The sequence below is a fragment of the Arthrobacter sp. SRS-W-1-2016 genome, from assembly GCF_002009585.1.
Taxonomy (GTDB): domain Bacteria; phylum Actinomycetota; class Actinomycetes; order Actinomycetales; family Micrococcaceae; genus Arthrobacter; species Arthrobacter bambusae_A.
Window position 1 is genome coordinate 18,579 of sequence record NZ_MTPV01000060.1, and the last position, 17,863, is coordinate 36,441.

Consider the following 17,863-nt stretch of genomic DNA (forward strand, 5'->3'; position numbering starts at 1 on the left):
CACTGGCATGGAGACGCGAATCGCGGAGGCTGTCATGCATCCGAAGACGCGGGGCGCTGTGTGGAACATTCTGGCCGGTTTCGGGCTGGGGCAGGATGTGGACGACGTCGTGGCGGACACGGCGGAGTCGGCGTTGAAGGCCTCTGATTCATTTGATCCGGAGCTGGGGCATGTGCAGGGCTGGGTGCTGACGATCGCCAAGCGCCGGGCCTATGACCACGCGAAACGGGCCGGGGCGAAAGGCCGGCTGCAGGGCCGGCTGGAGGGTGAATCCGACGGGCCTGACCCGGCGTTGAATCTCGTGGAGGATGACTTCGCCCAAGAGGTTGTCGAGCGGTTGGCGGCCAGTGCGGAGTCCCGGCAGATCCTGGCTTTGACGGAGAAGCTGGTGGCTAATCCGGATTCGTTCCGCCGGGTCGCGGCGTTGTGGATGGTCTACCAGGGCAGCGTGCCGAAAGCTTCTGCGGCGCTGGGCATCTCGCAGGAGGCGCTCCGGGATTCCCGCCGGGAAGTCGTCCGGTGCGCCCACGTCGTCCGCAAGGCCGTGGCAGCCCGGTCCGCCGGGGACCCCGTGACCGTCGGGACGCTGCTGGGGTGTCTGCCGGTGGAAGGCAACGAGGACGGTTCGTGGGCGCGTGCGTTGTCCGTCGCGGTGGTCCGTGCCGGCGGGTTCGGGAAGGTCAATGCCGCATCGATGGCAGAGGTGACCGGGTACTCGCTGAACACCTGCCGGCAGTACGTCGTCGAGGCGCACTGGCTCCTGCAGGTCGCCCGGACCGTCCTGGAAGGTGTTGAGACAGCTTGAGCGGGTCCGGAAGCGAACCACCATTGACAACACCGGCAACAGGCAACGGGGAGAGCATGACTTTCAACATGGACGGCACCGGACGGCAGCAGGACGGATTCAGTCCCGGGCAGCGTGCGCAGCTTCAGGAGATGATGTCCGCCCAGCGTGCGCAGTTGGAGGAGATGATGTCCGCCCAGCAGCCGGGCAAGCGTGAACAGAAGCGTCTGGCCCGTCGTGCGGCGCGTCAGAGGATCCTCGGGGCCATGCAGGACACGGTGGACGCCGCGGCGCCGCAGGATGGTGCCACGGGCTTTGACCGGACAACGGTCAGGGGCAGGGCGGCGGAGTGGTTTTCACGCAGTGCCCTGACACGGGCAGCGCTGGGTATCGCCGTGATCGCCGTCATTTTGACGTGGTGCGTTGTGGTGTTGGGCGGCAACCGATGAAGATGCTTAGCCGGGCCGGGGGCGCGTTGTTCATCACGATCCTGTTCGCGGCGTCACTGCTGGTCGCTGTCGTCCTCGGCGCGGTATCCGGCGGGAGGGCTGGCGCCTCGACGGACCCGTCCTCGTGCGTGGCACCTCTGCCCGGGGCCGGCCTGGCCGCCGGTAAGGTCCCTGCGGAGTACGTCGAGGCGATCAGGGAAGCCGCGAAGGCCTCGGGTATCCCGGCGCCGATCCTTGCCGGGCAGCTGCGGCAGGAAAGCAACTTCAACCCCAAGGCCGTCTCCCATGCCGGGGCCCGCGGCATCGCCCAGTTCATGCCGGGCACATGGGCGAGCTACGGGCAGGGAAAAGACCCGTCCGACCCGCAGGCCGGTATCAGCGCCCAGGGGAAGTTCATGGGGGGGCTGCTGAAGCAGGCGAAGGCCTCGGGGTTCGCCGGGGATCCGGTGGATCTTGCCCTGGCCGGCTACAACGCGGGCTGGGGCGGGGTGACCGCTGTCGGCGGGATCCCGGACAACGGTGAAACCGCCCAGTATGTGACACGGATCAGGCAGTTCGCGAACGAGTTCGCGGCCAAGGACGGCACGGACGCAGTCACCGCCAGCGTGAAGGGCTCCGGGGAGTGCGATCTTGCGACCGGCACGTCCAGCGGGAATGATGACTACCCGTTCAAGGACCTGCCGCACTGCATGCTGAACGCCAATGGCGGCTACGCGGGCTGCCCGGCGGGGTCCCAGTCCGAGTTCAACGCCTTCCACGGTGAGTGTGTGGACTTTGTGATGTGGCGGCTGAACCAGCAGTTCGGTGTGACGAAAGCGCCGTGGAAGATCATGAACGGCAACTTCCGTCCGGACGGCGGCGTCCTGGGTGATGCGCGTGACTACAGGGCAGCGTGGGAGAACAAGGGCTGGCCGGTGGACAAGACACCCACTGTCGGGGCCGTGGTCTGGTACGGGCCCGCGAACGCGAATGCCTCCTCGGCAGGCTACGGGCACGTTGCCATTGTGAAGGAAGTCCTCAAGGACGGGTCCTTCATCGAGGAAGGCTATAACTTCGGGTTCCCGCCGGAGGATCACAAGTACTACACGATCAAACGGGCCAACAGTGCACCGGATAATTTCCTGCACCTGCCCAAAGCCGGCTGAACCCCAAGCCTGATGAACCCCAAGCCGGATGAACACGGAACGGACATGACCATGATGACGAACGAAACCACAGCCGCCCGGAAGCCCGACCGTTGGGCAATGCCAGCTGCCGTGCTCGGCGCAGCCCTGGCGCTGGTGTTCCTGACCGGCTGCGGGGGCGGGCCGGTCGTGGACGTCACCTCACCTCCGGAAACTGCCGCGCAGCCCACCGGAACGGTAACGGGGACCACCGGGGAACCGGCGCCGGGCAACGGGTCGGCGTCTGCGTCTGTATCGCCGCCGTTTACCGGCAATCCGGCCCCGCCGATGCAGGGGCAGGGTGTCGAGACGGCCCAGCCGGCATGGAACGCTGATGCCGAACGTGCCGCGCTGGTCGCGGCCGATGATGTGATGCGTGCGTTCACCGCCACCACCCTGACCTCATCCCAGTGGCAGGCACGGATCAAACCGTTGCTGACCCCCCGGGCACAGCAGGCATGGTCCCGCGCTGATCTGAAGTACTTCACGGCCACCTCGGTTACCGGCCAGCCGCGGCTGGATGAGGACCGGTCCAACCCGTACTTCGTATGGGCGAGCGTCCCGACAAACGACGGCGACTACCGGGTACACCTGAACCGCCTCGAACCGGGCGCACCGTGGCTGGGAGACATGATCAGGCCGCTGCAGCTCAAACGCTGAGACCCGCTTCACGCCCCATCCTCCACGGACGGTCTCTGCACCTGGCGCATTTAGCCGCCGGTGCAGGGGCCGTCTTCTCTTGTGCTCTGACACACGGCTGCGGGACAGGGCAATGAACCCTCCATAGACATGCCGGCAGCACAACAGTTTGCCGGCGGAAGGGAAACCAATGTTTGAAGGCATCGCCACCGGCTTCAGCCGGCTTCCGCTGGCACCGGAACCGGTGAACCCCGACCAGGGGACGGATTATCTGGCTGGGCTCCGGGATTTTGCGGGACAGTTCCTGACCGGCTGTATCGTGCTCGTCGTCATTTCCGCGATTGTGTCCGTGACCTTGTTCGTGATCGGCAAGATGACAGCGTTTTCCAACGCCCAGTCCAAGTCACTGATGTGGTCCGGGAGGGTCTTCCTCGGTGCCGCGATCATCGGATCCGTCGGCGGCCTGATCTTCTGGGGCTCCGGGCTGGGGAAGTTTGACCTCCTCCCGGCCCAGGCCCAACAGCCAACCGTCGAGATCACCAAAAAACCCGCCAAATCCACGTGCACGAACACCGTCGAAAAGCTGGGCCCAATATTTCCCAATAATCTCTCCGACGAGGACATTAAGCGGTACGCGACGGCGCTCCTGACCGAAGCCGACGCCACACCGATCATCAACGCCGACAAGAACGGGGCGGGGCAAATACGGGTCACAGGGTTCCGGTGGACGCCCACGGGACCGGACTGCACCTCGAACAATCTCACCCCTGACCCCTGCCAGGACGTCAAGGTCCTGGGGAGCAGGGATGTTGAAAAAGACTACAAACCGCGCACCACCGCCGAGTGCACGAACTGATTGAAGGGTATGTATCCGATGAGTGTTCTGAAGAGTGTTTTTACTTCCGTTGCGGCGGAGGGGATTGATCCGAAGGTCACTGCTAATAACACGGCTCCGTGGTTGCCGGTGCTGCGTGACATTGCCGGTGGTGTGATGGTGACGTGCATCGTTTTGCTGGTGATCGTGCTCATTATCGGTGTCGTTCTGCTGGTCGCAGGGAAGCTGGGTTCGATGTCCGGTGCGCAGTCCACGGGCTTCATGATCCTGGTCTGGGGTTTGCTGGGCGCCGCGGTGATCGGCTCCGTCAGCGGTCTGGTGTTCTGGGCGACGACGAATTCGCTGGCGCCGAAACCGGTCGCTGCGGCCATGGGTGCTTTGCTGGGGTTGGGCTGATCCGGTGAGGTTCGCGGCGCTGGTACCGATGGGGCCGGCAGAGGATATCCAGAAGTTTTTCGACGGCGGGATCCAGGGGTTCGCGGCGAGCGTTTTCGATGTGATCAAGGGCGCTTTCAGTTCGACGGACATGAACTCGAACTGGTGGGTCTCTGTGATCGGCGGGACGGTCAACACCCATGTCGGCGGGCAGGTCACCACGGTGGTGTATCCCGGCATGTTGACGCTTTTGGTGCAGGTCATGGCCCCGGTGATGGTCATTCTTGTTGCCGCGCAGGTTGTTGTCAGTCTCTTCCGCTCTTCCACTGTCGGCCTGATCCGGGCCGGCGCCACAGCGGTGTTCGCGATCCCGGCGACCTACATTCTGGCCGGGATCATGTTCACCCTGATCCAGGTGATGGACAACATCTCCGTCTATATCCTGGCTGCCGGGAACAACGACGGCGAGGACGCGGTCACCACCACGGTGCTGGCGTTGTTCGGCCTCTCCTGGGATCCGGCGACAAAGTCCGTGGTGCTGGATGAGAACTACCAGCAGTGGGCTCTGGCGAAAGACCAGAACAACCCGGGAGCGATTCTCGTCCCGGTCATCCTGATCTTCGTGATCTGGATCATTGCGCTTTTGCTGGCGGCGTTCATGGTGTTCCGGATGCTGGGTTTGATCGTGCTGGCCTCGTTGCTGCCGATTGCGGCGATGAGCCAGCCGCTGGAAGCAGCGAAGGGCATTTTCAAGGGCTTCGGCACGACGGCTCTGGCGTTGCTGATAGCCAAACCATTGTCTGCACTGGTGCTGAAGCTGGGGTTCGTGATCTCGGCGACGTCGAACACGACGTTCCAGTTTCTGGCCGGGATCCTGTGCCTGCTCATGGCCGCTGTCATGCCGGTGCTGACGATGAAGTTCATGGCGTTCCTGACCGGCGGGGCAGGGGACGGGATCATCGGCGGCGGCTCCGGGATCGGGTCCGCCGCCGGGCGCCGCTTCGAACGCCACGGCGGCAGTGCATTGCGCAGCACACGGCAAATGAGTTCCAGGATCGCGCGGATGCCGGCCCGGATCGGGCGCGGCAGGTAATGAAAACAACCAACGATTTTCGGGGAGAGGTGCTTCGCTGATGAGCGCAGGCGTAGTAATGGAAGAGGAGCTCGGCTGGCACGATGTGCGGTTCGGGCGCGAAACCAAGAGGGGAGTCGTGCTCGGGCTGGAAATGCACCAGCTCATCACCTTCGGTATCGCGATGGTGGCCATCGTGGTCACGGTCCTGGTGTTTGGCTTCCCGCTCGGCTGGCTGATCGGTGGCTCACTGCTGCTGATCACCGGGCCGGTGTGTTGCACGAGGTTCCACGGGACCTCAACGCTGCGCTGGGGGGCCCGGTGGATCGGCGGCCGGTGGGGCAGGGCTACGGGCCAGGGGAAGTACCTGCGGGCGACCCGGACCGAAACACCGTTGGATCTTGCCCCCGCGCCGGTACACACCCACGGTGCACTCCATGCAGCCCCGGACCCGGATGGGGAGCCTCCGGCCTACCGGTCAACGATCGGCAAGAAGGGTCAGATCGTGCCGGGAACACCGGAGCGGTTCATGTTGCCGGGGGAGCTGAACGAGCTGCTCTGCTATGAGCTGCCCGGCGGGGAAGCGTTCGTCTATGACCCGGTGAACAAGTACGGGATCATTGCCGCCCAGGTCGAATCCATGAACGCTTTCGCGCTCGAGTCTGAAGACGAGCAGATCAACCGTACCGAGGCTTTCTCGTCCGTGTTGACCGCGCTCTCCACCCAGGAAGGCGTCGAGTACCTGCAGCTGACCGATCAGACGTCGGTGGTGTCCGGGGCGAAGATCCGGGACTACTACAAAACCAAGGGTGCGCAGGCTCCCCGGGTGGTCCGGGACGGGGAACTGGTGCCGCTGGCGGGCGCGAACATCAACTCGTTCGCGTCCCACGCCTATGAGGATCTGGTGTCCAACGGGCGCGGCATCATGCACCACGAAGGCTGGGTTGTGGTCGTGTTGAGCCGGAAGAAGCTGGAGAAGTCGATCACGGCCCACGGCGGCGGGCTCGCCGGATTCATGAGCCTTGCGGCGGGCACGATTTCCTCGGTAACGGAATCACTGACGCCGACCGGGACGATGGTGCGGTTCTGGATGAATGCACGGGAACTCTCAGCCTGCATCCGGCGCGCAACCGACCCTGCCTCTGCGGTGGAAATTTCGGAGCGGACCGGAGCGTTTGCCGGTGTCGCACCGGCGTCTGCCGGGCCGATGGTCATGCTGCCGGAGTGGTCCACGCTCCAGACGGACACGGGCGTTCACCGCACCTGGTGGGTGTCGGAGTGGCCACGGAAGAAGGCCAGCCTCGGGTTCATGTCGAAACTGGTGTTCGCCGGTGACTTCCGGCATTCCGTGACGCTCATCGCCCAGCCTTACCCGGTTGCTAAGGCCATGAAGGACATCACCACCTCCCTCGCCGATCACGATTCCGGGCTCGATATTCAGCACCGGCTGGGACGGCCGATTTCCCGGGCACAACGGCTGGAAGGAACTGATCTTGAGTTCCGGGAAATGCAGCTCACCGACGGCTTCGGGGCCTTGAAGATCGGCGGCTACGTCACGCTCTCGGCATCGGACGCGACGGAACTGGAAGTGAACAACACCAAACTGCGCAACGCGGCCGCGGCCGCACAGGTAGAACTGCGGTGCCTATACGGGCAACAGGCCGAAGGCTTCGTCGCCTCGGCCATGCCGCTGGGCAGGGGACTGCTGTGAAGCACATCGGAGGGAAAAAGAAGAAGCAGTTGTCCGGGCCGGTCCCGGTCCTGCTGGATATCTCCAACGGTTCCCGTCAGGCAAGGGCGCAGCAACGCCGGGCCACGGCCCGTGCCGTCGCGGCTGCGTCTGTTGACGCGGTCAGCGGTGATGACGGCTTTCCGCAGCAGGCATTCCCTACCGGCGGGAAGCAGCGCATCAACAATCTTCGCGGCGGTTTCCGGCTCCGCCAGCGCCCGTTCAGCGAGACGGCGTTTTCCTTTGCGACGGCGTACCCGTTCCTGGCCGGCGCGAACCTCGGGCACAAGGGCGCCTACATCGGCGAGGACGTTTACGGCGGCGGGGCGTTCGTGTTTGACCCGTGGGAGCTGTACGAGGCGAAAGTCATCACCGGCATGTCGATGATCCTGATGGGCGCTGTGGGTTCCGGAAAGTCCACGTGCGCGAAGTCCGTGGTCTGCCGCCTGGTGATGCTGGGACGCAAGGCGTTGATCCTCGCGGACCGTAAGGGCGAATGGGATGTTGTCGCGCAGTTCCTGGGCGGTCACACCATCAAGGTCGGCCCGGGCCAGCCGGACCGGGTCAACCCGCTGGATGAGGGCATCCGGCCCTCGGTGACGCCGGACGGGGAACCGATGACGGATCTGCGCTGGGCGGCGATGGTGCGCGCCAGGCGGTTGAATCTGCTCCAGACCATCGGTGAAATCCTGCTGGACCGTGCCGTGCAGGGCGCCGAACACACAGCCCTGTCGATGGCACTGGATCTGACGGTGGAGTCGGCTGCGCCGGGTGTGCCGACGTTGCCGGGCTTCATTGAGCACCTGCGGCAGATGAGCGTTTCCACCGATGGTTCACGCTCCGTTGCCGAAGCCGCCGAACGGCTTCTGCACGCTTTTTCCCGCTGCACCCAGGGGGACCTGAAGGGCATGTTCGACGGCGAAACGACAGCTAACTTCGACCCTGACCTGCCGATCATCACGGTCAACACCAAGGCCCTGGTCGGCGCATCGAAGGAGGCACGGAAAATCGCCTACGCCTGCACCGGGTCATGGGCTGAATCCATGGTCACCAACTCCGACTCCGGACAAAGGCTCTGCGTCTACGAAGAGGGCTGGGACTCAGTCAGCGACGAAGCATCCCTGACACGGATGATGGAGGCGTGGAAACTCGCCCGTGACTACAACATCTTCAATGTCCTGATCATTCACAAACTCGGGGACCTGGACATTGCCGGGGACGCCGGATCGAAAATGGCCGCGATGGCACGCTCCCTGCTGGGCGATACCACGGTGAAAGTCATCTACCGGCAGGAAACAGCCAACCTTGCCGTGACCGAGCGGGAGCTGGGCCTGACCCGGGCCGAGCGGGAGGACGTAAACCGTTCCGCCCAGGGCACCGGGCTCTGGAAGGTCGGCCCCTACCGGACGGTGAGCGTGAAAAACCAGCGCACCACCGCCGAAGTGCCGGTATTCGATACCGACGGCAAAATGCGCTCCAACAGGGGCGGGGAGGCAGCAGCATGAAAGCGATGGATAAAGGGACCCAGATGGCGGTCCTTGCTCTTGGCCTGATCGCACTGGTGCTCTATGGGCTGTACCTGCCGGGGCAGATCGCCGCGTCCTTCCGCTGCGGATCCTTCACCACCCTGCCCTCGATCCTCCAGCCGCTCGGATTCCTGAACCCGTCCAGCCCCGCCGACGCTTCCATCTACGGGGTCACGGCAGCCGGCTGCGGACCGGAGAGCGGGGCAGTCATCGTCTGGATGGTCCTGCTCGTCGTTCTGGCCGTCGGCGCCGGCGTGACCGTATGGAAGCTGGTGCACGACTGGAAACTCTCGGACGAGTACTTCGTCAAGGACGTCATGGGCCGGGACGGGCTGGCCAGGATCAAGGAAATCAAGAACACGGTCGGGGAGAAGAAAATCCTCGAACGCGCCAAAAGCATCCGCCCCACCCTGGCCAGGCCGTCAGTGGAGGACGCATCCATCCGCATCGGGCACGTCCTCTCCCAGGCGGTCCTGGTCTCCTGTGAGGAATCGATCGTCCTGGTCGGCCCCCCACGTTCCGGTAAGGGCTTCCACCTGCTGATCTCGGCAATCCTGGACGCCCCGGGATCCTGCATCACCACCTCGACCAGGGCGGATAACTACGCGGCCACCCACGAGCTGCGCTCAAACGGCGGGCCCTGCACGTTGTTTGACCCGCAGGGACTCACCGGGGCGAAGTCCTCGCTGAAGTGGTCACCGATCACCGGGTGCGAGCGGCCCGAGGTCGCAGCCCGCCGGGCCTCCTCACTGATCGGCTCCTCCGGGCTGGGGAAGTCCGGGTCCAACCAGGAATGGGCCGGCGCAGCGATCTCCATCCTCCAGTCACTCCTGCACGCCGCAGCCCTCGGCGGACACACCGTTGACGAGCTCTACCTGTGGGGGACCGCTCCGACGACCGCGCGGACCGCGCAGAAGATCCTGCTCGAACACCCGGACGCCGCATTCGGCTGGGGCCAGTCACTGAAGTCCATCCTTGACGGGGACCCGAAGATGCTCGGCAGCCGCTGGTTCGGCGTCGAAGGGGCACTGGCCGGCCTTGCCGTGCCGCTCGTGCGTGAAACCCTGAAACCGGCCGGCCCGGCCGAAGAACTCGTCCCGGCGAAGTTCATCAGGGACCGCGGGACGCTGTACCTGATCGGGACGAAGTCCGGCGGCGGGGCCATGGCGCCGTTCCTGATTGCGATGATGGACGAAATCACCGAAACCGCCCGTGAAATGGCCATCCGGCTGCCGGGAAACCGGCTCGATCCGCCGCTGTCGCTGGTGCTGGACGAGATCGCGAACATGTCCAGCTCCTGGCCAGGGCTCGTGACGCTGATGTCGGACGGCGGCGGTTTGGGGATCAGCCCGCTGGTGGTCCTGCAGTCCCTCGCCCAGGCCCGCGGCGGCTGGGGAGCGGAAGAAGCGCAGGCCGTGTTCGACTCCGCGACGGTGAAAATACAGCTCGGCGGCTCGGGCAACGAAAAAGACCTCGAATCGTTCGTCAAGCTCCTCGGCACCAGGGCTGTGGAGGAAGGCTCTGTCACGCACACCGCAGACGGGTATTCCTCCAGCACCTCCAAGCGGGAGAAAGACGTCATGACCGTCTCGGAGCTGCGCCGGCTGCCGTTCGGCTATGGCCTGTTCGTCGGGCGCAACGGCAGGCCTTTCCTGCTGAAAATGACGCGCTGGATCGACCGGCCCGACGCCCCGGACATCAAGGCCGGCATCAGGAAGTTCAGCAGCTCACTGCTGGTTGAACTGACCGACTCCACGGCCGCAGGAACGCAAGAGCGCATCAGCGAAGAAGTCCCTGGATAAGCCATGGGTTTCTCTCTGGCCCGGAAGTCCGGGGCCCGGCGCCGCGCCTACACCGGATACCTGCATTCCGGTGCCTGGGCGTGGCGCCGCACGCGCTGGTTCAGGGACTGCCGCGCCGCCGGGGCCGAACCGGCCTGCCAGGTCTGCGGCACAACCCTGGCCGTGGCGGGGACGCTGGATCTGCACCACACCAGCTATGACGGCGTCTACATCAACGACGACGGCAGCTACCGGGCCGAAGAGCCGGACACCGATCTGCTGCCGTATTGCAGGGAACACCACCAGGACTTACACAGGATCCTTGATGAACGACGAGGCGATTACTGGGGCTGGAACCGCCGGCGCGCGACCGCCGTCGTCACCCGGATCCTGACCCGTAAACATCACCAAAGGACACCATGACCGATCCTCGCACCACCACCGGCACCCTGGGGACCTGCTGGCTCTGTGCACAACAAAGCAACCGCATCGAAAGCCACGTCGTTGACCACGACCACTACGAACTCGCCGCCTGCAACGGAGCCGAAGGAGTCAGCGTTGACCTCTGCCCGATGTGCCACGTCGCCGTGCACAAATGGATGCGCTCCAACGGCAGGCCCGGCACGCACGCCGCCGCCGACGCCCTCGACGCGATCTTCTACCGATTCACCAACGCACTGTTGCCCGAACCGCGGAAAGAGGAGCCATGAGCACGAGTACCGAACCGTCAGCAACCGACTGGACCGTCGAACCGTTCAACGCCGACGAAGACGCCCCGGACTCCTGGACGCAAGACGCCGGCACTCCAGCGGGGGGCGGGGGAGGCGGGCTGCCCGCATTTCTGGACCCGGAAATTGAAGCGGAACTCGGCGCAGGCCCGCCCGAATGGATGGGGATCCGCTGGCGCGAGATCAGTGCCGAACACAAAACCGCTGCGTGGACTGCCCTGCGGCAATGGGTGGACTGGTTCGTCCGCGAGTACCAGCTGAACACCTCCCAGATCACCGAGTGCTGGTTTGAACATTCCGACATCGTCGCGGAGCTCTACGCCGGGATGTGCGCCGAATACAAGATCTGGGAAGAAGGGACGCCGGGCCTTGGCGCGATGACAACGTGGCACCCGCACGTCCAGGCGATGACGGCCCGGCTCGCCGCCATGGTCGATAAAAGGCAGTGCCACATCACCGGACACCAGGACGATCCAGCCGACCTTGCCTTCACCTACAACCAGGACCGGTGGGCGCGGATCCGCGACGGGATCACCACAACCGTGGAAGTACCGCGCGAACGGATCAACAGGCGCTGGAGGCCCGTGGCCGTTGCACGTGGCGGGGAAGTCATCACCGGCCGCGAAATTCTTGTTGGCCCTGCCGCCGCTGTGGAGGCCGCCCAGATCACCGGCACAACGCTTCTCTCCGGGGCCGCAGCGGACAGCGTGCAGCTACGACACACGACCCAGGGCGTTGCCGCTGAATCGTATTGGGAACACACCACCGGAACCGGCGGGCAAGACGGCTGGACACGCCACACGGACCCCGAAGCAGAGACGGGACCCGACACCACAGATCAGGAGTAAGAACATGGACCAGAACACGGCGGTAATCGTCGACAACTTCAAGGGCGCGGCAGGGAAGACATCGGGCCGTCTATATAAGGAGTTGTTTCACCGGACTCGACGGACGCCCGGCCGATCTGGAAGAACCCGGCGACACCTGACGGACCGGGATGTGCTCCTCGACCCCCGAGGCTGGGAGCCGGCCGCCCACTGCCGTCCCGGCCGGGGTGCAGCCATTCCTGGCTTCGCGGAGCAGCAGGATCCAGCGTTTAGTAGCGAACCTGGCCGACGGACGATGTCCCGCCGGAATCCGAGCCCAGCACCATTGTGAGATCCTCACCGCGCTGCTCGCGACCGTATCCAATTACATTGAGTCCAACTCGAGTAAGCGAGGCTAGTTCGGCTGGCTTATTTGTGGAGGCCAGAGAGCCTGCGAAATCCACCTCGACAGAAGTGAACTCGTTGTCCTCACCGGGGACGGATAAGTTCAGCTCAACTTTTTCGACAAAGTAGTCGTCCTCGACTGAGTCGGCTACTTTCGCGACGTCCTTGTTAATGTCGTCGCTTTGCTTGGCTTCAACTCTTAGTGAACGCTCAATTCCTGACAGACTGACTGACTGGAGTTTGTACTCACTGAGGTGAGTTTTCACCGTCTCCCAGCGCGGGGACGATGAACCGGGACGGCTCTTCAACTTGTGGCCGCTGTAACTCACCCTGACCATAAGTTCCCGTATTCCGAGCCCAAGCGTCCCGCCACTGAAACTCCATGAGGGATTTTCCGGGTAGGTCCCGTCTTCCGTTACGTTCAGACCCAGGTAGCACCTTCTGGCGGACCAGCGGTGCGCGTTAGCGCGAACCAGCGGCGTGACGTCGATGCCCTCTATTTCAGGGGCTATTTGTTCGAGCTGCTCAAAGGTCATCATTGCGCCCAAGCGCTCCCAGAAGGCGGAATTTTTATTCGAGGTCTCTTGGCGGAGTATCCAAGGCAGCACGTTTCTAAGTTCTTCGGTAGACATGCGGCCTTCAAGGGCTAGGGAGTCTACGGCGCTCTCGTCTTCCGCATCCGCGAGAGCCCATTGCACAAGGGCAGCAGTTCGTTCCATCCGGAACACTGCATCGTCAAAGAACTTATCGCGAATTAGATCACTTACCCCGGTGCCTCCGACTTGAGGAAGGCCGTGTACCAGCGCTTCAGCCACAGGCTCATCGACAAGGCCGCGTGCTCCGCGGAGGAAGTTCGACTTGACCACAGAAGCCAAGGGATTGGAGTTGTCTGCGGGAGCTGATATCTCCATCAATGCCGAAGGATCAGTAAGGAGGGTGTGCTTCGCGTTTTTGGTGGCTGCGACCAAATCTTGCTGAGTTATCTCAAAGCCTGGTTCGGCGTAGGTCTGCTGCTCATCCAGCGAAACGAAGATCGGGTCGCCAGTACGGATCTGTTCCGGCTCATTGGCGGCCATAATGGCCGCGTACGATGACCGAATATAGACATCGCGGCGGTTCTTACCGCCATCCCAGGTCATGACAAAATCCGGTATAGCGCTGTGGTTGAAGTACAAAGTGTCTTCAATCTTTGCCCCATTTTGTAAGCCAGCGAGGTGATCTTCAACCAAGCGTTTAACCCGGGTTGAGTACTCGTCGCGGACATGGTTACTGCGAACTTCTCGTAGCGCCTGTACTAAATCGTTCACAGCGTGCGCACCTTTCTCGCCAAGATTGGACGGATTTTTTCGAGCTCGAGTCGCGTTAGGCTCAGGTCCTCTTGTTTCGGGTTGAACACCAAAACGGTTACTCGCTTGGCGACCTGGGCGACAAGGTCCTCATCGACGCTGTGGCCCTGGACATACTCGGGATGCTTGGCCAGTGCCATCTTCATGTGGCTGACCGTCTCGAACTTTGACCAGTTGTCGAGGTTGAAAGGATGAAAAGTTACCCAGAAGTAACGAGCTTCGCGAGAAGTGCCATACTCTTCGACCTCCTTCGCAGTGTGGGCGTACGCGATCGCGAGGAATTTTATGAACTCGTTGTACTGGCCGCCGGCGGACGTGTATTTCTTAGATTCGATGATTACCGGGCTCTTGTCGCCTGCGAGCATATAGCCAACAAGATCGAACTGCTTCTTTCCCCCGAAGGTGTCGACCATGCAATCAATCTTGTTGTTATACGCGTCGAACGGTAGTTCGATGTACGTTGTGGCCTCTAACCATCGCTTGAGCGTTGCCGCACCTCGCCGACCAATCTCTTGGATTTCCTCTGCCATAGCATCACATTAGCGTGCGGCAACGTGTAGAGAGGCAGGAAGGCCACCGCCGCGACGGCCATTCTGTCAGTCTGCCAAATATCTATAGACGGTGGCACGGCTTAGACCGAGCATCCTGGCAATGTCACTGGCGCTGACGCCCTTGGCCTTGAGCGTCCGCGCTTTCACTGCGGTCGCTGCATCGACTTTGCGGGGACGTCCCCCTTGGCGGTTGTTCGCCCTGGCGGCGGCTAGGCCAGCCCGGGTGCGTTCGATGATCGTGTCCCATTCGAGCTGCGCGAAGGCGGCCATGATGGTCAGCATCGCAGTCCCCGTCGCCCCGGTCGTATCCAGACCTTCGGTCGCGGAGCGGAAGCCGATGCCACGGCCACGGAGTCCTTCGATCACTTCAAGGACATTGCGGGTAGCGCGTCCCAACCGATCCAACTTCCAGACGGTAAGCACATCGCCTTCGCGTAGGTGGTCCAGAGCTGCCGCGAGCTGCGGCCGCTCAGCCTTGGAACTACCGACGCCGTGGTCACTGAAAATTCGCTGCGCGCCGGCATCTTGAAGAGCCTTCAGCTGCAGGTCCACATTCTGTTCCAAAGTGCTGATGTCAGTTTCAGAACTCGACTGCACGGAATATCAGAAGTCGTCTTCACCAGTCCCGGGTGCTGTGATTGTTCGCCGGGGTTGGCGGTAAGGGCGCAGCTTCGATTGGGGTTCTGAAGCGTCAGCCCACAGTCGGAGGGTCAGCCCGAACGAGCCTCAGCGTGCAAAGTTGCGCAGGCGCAGCGAGTTGGCTACCACGAGCACGGAGCTGGCGGCCATCGCGGCGCCGGCGATCATCGGGTTCAGGAGCCCCAGTGCCGCCACGGGGATGCCGATGGCGTTGTAGAAGAAGGCCCAGAACAGGTTCATTTTGATCGTGGCCAGTGTACGGCGGGAGAGTTCGATGGCCTCGACGACCTGGCCCAGGCTGTTTCCCATCACGGTCAGGTCTGCTGCCTCGATTGCCACGTCGGTGCCTGATCCCATGGCAATGCCCAGGTCCGCCTGGGCCAGTGCTGCGGCGTCGTTCACGCCGTCTCCGGCCATTGCGACGATGGCCCCGGAGGTCTGCAGTTGTTTGACCTGTTCGACCTTCTCGTGCGGCAGGACATCGGCGACGACATCGTCGGGGTGGATCCCGACGGCGGCGGCGACCTGCGCTGCGACGGGCAGATTGTCTCCGGTGAGCAGGATGGGACGAAGCCCGAGTTCCTTGAGGCGCCGGATGGCTGCAGGTGATCCGTCCTTGACGGTGTCGCGGAGGCTGATCAGTCCGGCCGGTTCGCCGTCGACGGCGACCCAGACGGCCGTCGCTCCGGCGTTCTGTTCTGCCTTGAGGAGGGCAAGCTCGCTCGCTGCCGGTTGTATGCCGTTCTCTTCCAGCCAGGCGGTGCGGCCGACGGTGATCATCTGGCCGTTGACTGTGCCTCGGACGCCGCCTCCCGGGGAGCTGTCGAAGGCAGTCACTGCGGCAAGTGTTCCTGCGGCGGAGGCCGCGGTCACGACGGCGCGGGCCAGCGGGTGTTCGCTGCCTGCTTCAACGGCGCCGGCAAGGGCAAGCACGTCTTCCGTGCTGATTCCGGACAGGGGTGTCACGGTGCTGACGGATAGCCGGCCGGTGGTGACGGTTCCGGTTTTGTCCAGCAGGATGGTGTCGACGGTGCGGGTGTCCTCGAGGACCTGGGGTCCTTTGATCAGGATGCCCAGCTGCGCCCCGCGGCCGGTGCCGGTGAGGAGGCCCACGGGGGTTGCCAGGCCCAGGGCGCAGGGGCAGGCGATTACGAGGACGGCCACGGCGGCGGTGAAGGCTGCCTGGGTGTCGCCGGTGAGAACCGACCACAGGATGTAGGTGGTTATTGCGATGCCCAGGACGATGGGGACGAACACGGCGCTGATGCGGTCCGCGAGCCTGGCGATCGGTGCCTTGCCGCTCTGGGCCTGGCTGACGAGCCTGCCCATCTGCGCCAGGGTGGTCTCGCTGCCCACACGGGTGGCGGTGACGAACAGGCGGCCGCTGGTGTTGATCGTGGCGCCGGTGACTTTGTCGCCCGGGCCGACTTCCACGGGCAGGGATTCGCCCGTGATCAGTGAGGTGTCGACGGCGCTTTGCCCGCCGTGACGATGCCGTCGGTGGCGATCTTCTCGCCGGGGCGGACGACGAAGACGTCTCCGGCGACCAGGGAGTCCGCGGGGACGGTTGTTTCGACCCCGTCGCGCAGGACGGTGGCGTCCTTCGCGCCGAGGTTCAGCAGCGCTTTCAGGGCATCGCCTGCCCGCTGTTTGGCGCGGGCTTCCAGATGGCGGCCCAGCAGCAGGAACGTCACGATGACGGTGGCGACTTCAAAGTAGAGCCCGGGGCCTTCGCCGTGGGCGCCCGGGACTGCGGTGAGCCCGGGATTGTTGATGAGCTCCCACGCCGAGTAGAGGAACGCGGCCGAGATCCCGATGGAGACCAGGGTGTCCATCGTCGAGGCGAGGTGCCGGGCGTTGACGGCCGTGGCCCGGTGGAACGGCCAGGCTGCCCAGGTGACGACGGGCAGGGCAAGCGCCAGGGCCCACCACCCCCAGTGGGGGAACCGGGCGGCAGGGATCATGGAGATGACCACCACGGGGACGGTCAGGGCTGCCGCGACGACAAGGCGCGGAAGCAGGCCGGTTGGCCGTCCGGCCGGGGCCTTGCGGGTGGCTTCCGGGGTCGGGGTCTGGGCGGACTCGGTGGCCGGTCGGCCCGGCGCTGTCCTGAGTGTTGCCTTGTATCCGGTGGCGTTAACAGTGTCCACGATCTGTTCGTCGGTGACGTCCGCAGGGGCGGTGACCCGGGCGGTTTCAAGTGCCAGGTTCACCGTGGCGGTGACACCGCCGATTTTGCCGAGTTTGCGTTCAACACGGCTGACACAGGATGCGCAGGTCATGCCTTCGACGTCGAGGTCCACGATCCGGGTGTTCGGTGTGGTGAAGACGGTCTTGGTATCCATGCTGTGGCTGCTTTCCTGGTGCGTGGTTGTTCGTTCAGGCGTCGGCGGAGACGACGGTGTAGCCGGCCTGGGCGACGGCTTCGCTGACCTCGGCAGGGTCGAGATTTTCCGATGACGTGACGACGGCCCGGGAGATGCCGCCCTTGTTCAACTGGACGTCGACGCCGTTGATCCCGTCGATGGCTGTGATTTCCTCGATGACAGAGGCGACGCAGTGTCCGCAGGTCATGCCGGAGATGTTGACGGTGGTTTCCATAATCATTCCTTTTCTCTTTCGTTCAGGCAGTTCAGGCGTCAGCGCAGCAGCCGGCCGATGGCCTCGGAGGCTTCCTTGACCTTCTCGCCCACGATGGCGGGGTTTCCGGTATTCCTGGACTCGTTGGCGGCTCCGACGACGCAGTGGGCGATGTGCTCTTCAAGCAATCCGATGCTCACCGCGTGCAGTGCCTTGGTGACGGCCGAGATCTGGGTAAGGACGTCGATGCAGTATTGGTCTTCGTCGATCATGCGGGCGATGCCGCGCACCTGACCTTCGATGCGTTTGAGCCGGCGCTGATACGCCTCCTTGTCCGAGGTGTAGCCGTGACCCAGGTGTTCATCAGTCTGTTCGCTCATGATCCTCCTTTTCACTCAACTATACCCTACCCCCCTAGGGTATATACAGCGGTTCGGGCTACCCCATGGATAGGT

The 17,863-nt window shown here is 63.7% G+C and carries 18 protein-coding genes and 1 pseudogene; 13 read left to right on the top strand and 6 right to left on the bottom strand.

The window, feature by feature from the left end; translation table 11 throughout:
• Positions 1-7 precede the first annotated feature (7 nt).
• From BMF89_RS14755 to BMF89_RS14815, 13 genes are all read left to right on the top strand, one after another.
• The gene (locus BMF89_RS14755) at positions 8-805 is read left to right on the top strand and encodes a sigma-70 family RNA polymerase sigma factor (RefSeq protein WP_171983506.1); all 798 of its coding nucleotides are present in this window, start codon (positions 8-10) and stop codon (positions 803-805) included.
• A 56-nt stretch (positions 806-861) separates the two neighbouring features.
• Positions 862-1,233, top strand: a complete 372-nt coding sequence (locus BMF89_RS14760; protein WP_078107864.1) for a hypothetical protein — start codon at positions 862-864, stop codon at positions 1,231-1,233.
• A complete protein-coding gene (locus tag BMF89_RS14765) occupies positions 1,230-2,378 on the top strand; it encodes a CHAP domain-containing protein (RefSeq protein ID WP_078107865.1) in 1,149 nt (382 codons plus the stop codon). The genes BMF89_RS14760 and BMF89_RS14765 overlap by 4 nt, the downstream gene beginning before the upstream one ends.
• A gap of 12 nt (positions 2,379-2,390) precedes the next feature.
• A complete protein-coding gene (locus BMF89_RS14770) occupies positions 2,391-3,056 on the top strand; it encodes a hypothetical protein (protein ID WP_078107866.1) in 666 nt (221 codons plus the stop codon).
• A gap of 169 nt (positions 3,057-3,225) precedes the next feature.
• Positions 3,226-3,891: a hypothetical protein gene (locus BMF89_RS14775; protein ID WP_078107867.1), complete on the top strand. Its 666-nt coding sequence runs from the start codon at positions 3,226-3,228 to the stop codon at positions 3,889-3,891.
• 18 nt (positions 3,892-3,909) lie between these two features.
• Positions 3,910-4,266 (top strand): hypothetical protein, encoded by a 357-nt coding sequence (locus BMF89_RS14780; protein ID WP_139359688.1) that lies wholly within the window; start codon positions 3,910-3,912, stop codon positions 4,264-4,266.
• 4 nt (positions 4,267-4,270) lie between these two features.
• Positions 4,271-5,338, top strand: a complete 1,068-nt coding sequence (locus BMF89_RS14785) for a hypothetical protein (protein WP_139359689.1) — start codon at positions 4,271-4,273, stop codon at positions 5,336-5,338.
• Positions 5,339-5,378: 40 nt separating this feature from the next.
• Complete coding sequence (locus tag BMF89_RS14790) at positions 5,379-7,028, top strand: SCO6880 family protein (RefSeq protein WP_078107870.1); 1,650 nt, start codon at positions 5,379-5,381, stop codon at positions 7,026-7,028.
• Complete coding sequence (locus BMF89_RS14795; protein WP_078107871.1) at positions 7,025-8,551, top strand: hypothetical protein; 1,527 nt, start codon at positions 7,025-7,027, stop codon at positions 8,549-8,551. The genes BMF89_RS14790 and BMF89_RS14795 overlap by 4 nt, the downstream gene beginning before the upstream one ends.
• Entirely contained in the window at positions 8,548-10,374 is a 1,827-nt protein-coding gene (locus BMF89_RS14800) for a type IV secretory system conjugative DNA transfer family protein (RefSeq protein ID WP_078107872.1), read from the top strand. The genes BMF89_RS14795 and BMF89_RS14800 overlap by 4 nt, the downstream gene beginning before the upstream one ends.
• A gap of 3 nt (positions 10,375-10,377) precedes the next feature.
• Positions 10,378-10,776, top strand: coding sequence for a hypothetical protein (locus BMF89_RS14805; RefSeq protein WP_078107873.1), 399 nt, complete (start codon positions 10,378-10,380; stop codon positions 10,774-10,776).
• On the top strand, positions 10,773-11,063 hold the full coding sequence (locus BMF89_RS14810) for a hypothetical protein (protein WP_078107874.1): 291 nt from the start codon (positions 10,773-10,775) through the stop codon (positions 11,061-11,063). Before BMF89_RS14805 ends, BMF89_RS14810 begins: the two co-directional genes overlap by 4 nt.
• A complete protein-coding gene (locus tag BMF89_RS14815; RefSeq protein WP_078107875.1) occupies positions 11,060-11,929 on the top strand; it encodes a hypothetical protein in 870 nt (289 codons plus the stop codon). Before BMF89_RS14810 ends, BMF89_RS14815 begins: the two co-directional genes overlap by 4 nt.
• 248 nt (positions 11,930-12,177) lie before the next feature.
• Here the strand turns inward: BMF89_RS14815 and BMF89_RS14820 are convergent, their stop codons facing one another.
• The 6 genes and pseudogenes from BMF89_RS14820 to BMF89_RS14845 form a co-directional block, all read right to left on the bottom strand.
• The gene (locus BMF89_RS14820; RefSeq protein ID WP_139359690.1) at positions 12,178-13,599 is read right to left on the bottom strand and encodes a hypothetical protein; all 1,422 of its coding nucleotides are present in this window, start codon (positions 13,597-13,599) and stop codon (positions 12,178-12,180) included.
• Positions 13,596-14,168, bottom strand: coding sequence for a hypothetical protein (locus tag BMF89_RS14825; protein ID WP_078107877.1), 573 nt, complete (start codon positions 14,166-14,168; stop codon positions 13,596-13,598). The genes BMF89_RS14820 and BMF89_RS14825 overlap by 4 nt, the downstream gene beginning before the upstream one ends.
• A gap of 66 nt (positions 14,169-14,234) precedes the next feature.
• The gene (locus BMF89_RS14830; protein ID WP_078107878.1) at positions 14,235-14,786 is read right to left on the bottom strand and encodes a recombinase family protein; all 552 of its coding nucleotides are present in this window, start codon (positions 14,784-14,786) and stop codon (positions 14,235-14,237) included.
• 129 nt (positions 14,787-14,915) lie between these two features.
• A pseudogene (locus BMF89_RS14835) lies at positions 14,916-17,173 on the bottom strand (heavy metal translocating P-type ATPase).
• 34 nt (positions 17,174-17,207) lie between these two features.
• Complete coding sequence (locus tag BMF89_RS14840) at positions 17,208-17,429, bottom strand: heavy-metal-associated domain-containing protein (protein WP_078107879.1); 222 nt, start codon at positions 17,427-17,429, stop codon at positions 17,208-17,210.
• Between the two features lie 38 nt (positions 17,430-17,467).
• Positions 17,468-17,788, bottom strand: coding sequence for a metal-sensitive transcriptional regulator (locus tag BMF89_RS14845; RefSeq protein ID WP_078107880.1), 321 nt, complete (start codon positions 17,786-17,788; stop codon positions 17,468-17,470).
• Positions 17,789-17,863: the final 75 nt, after the last annotated feature.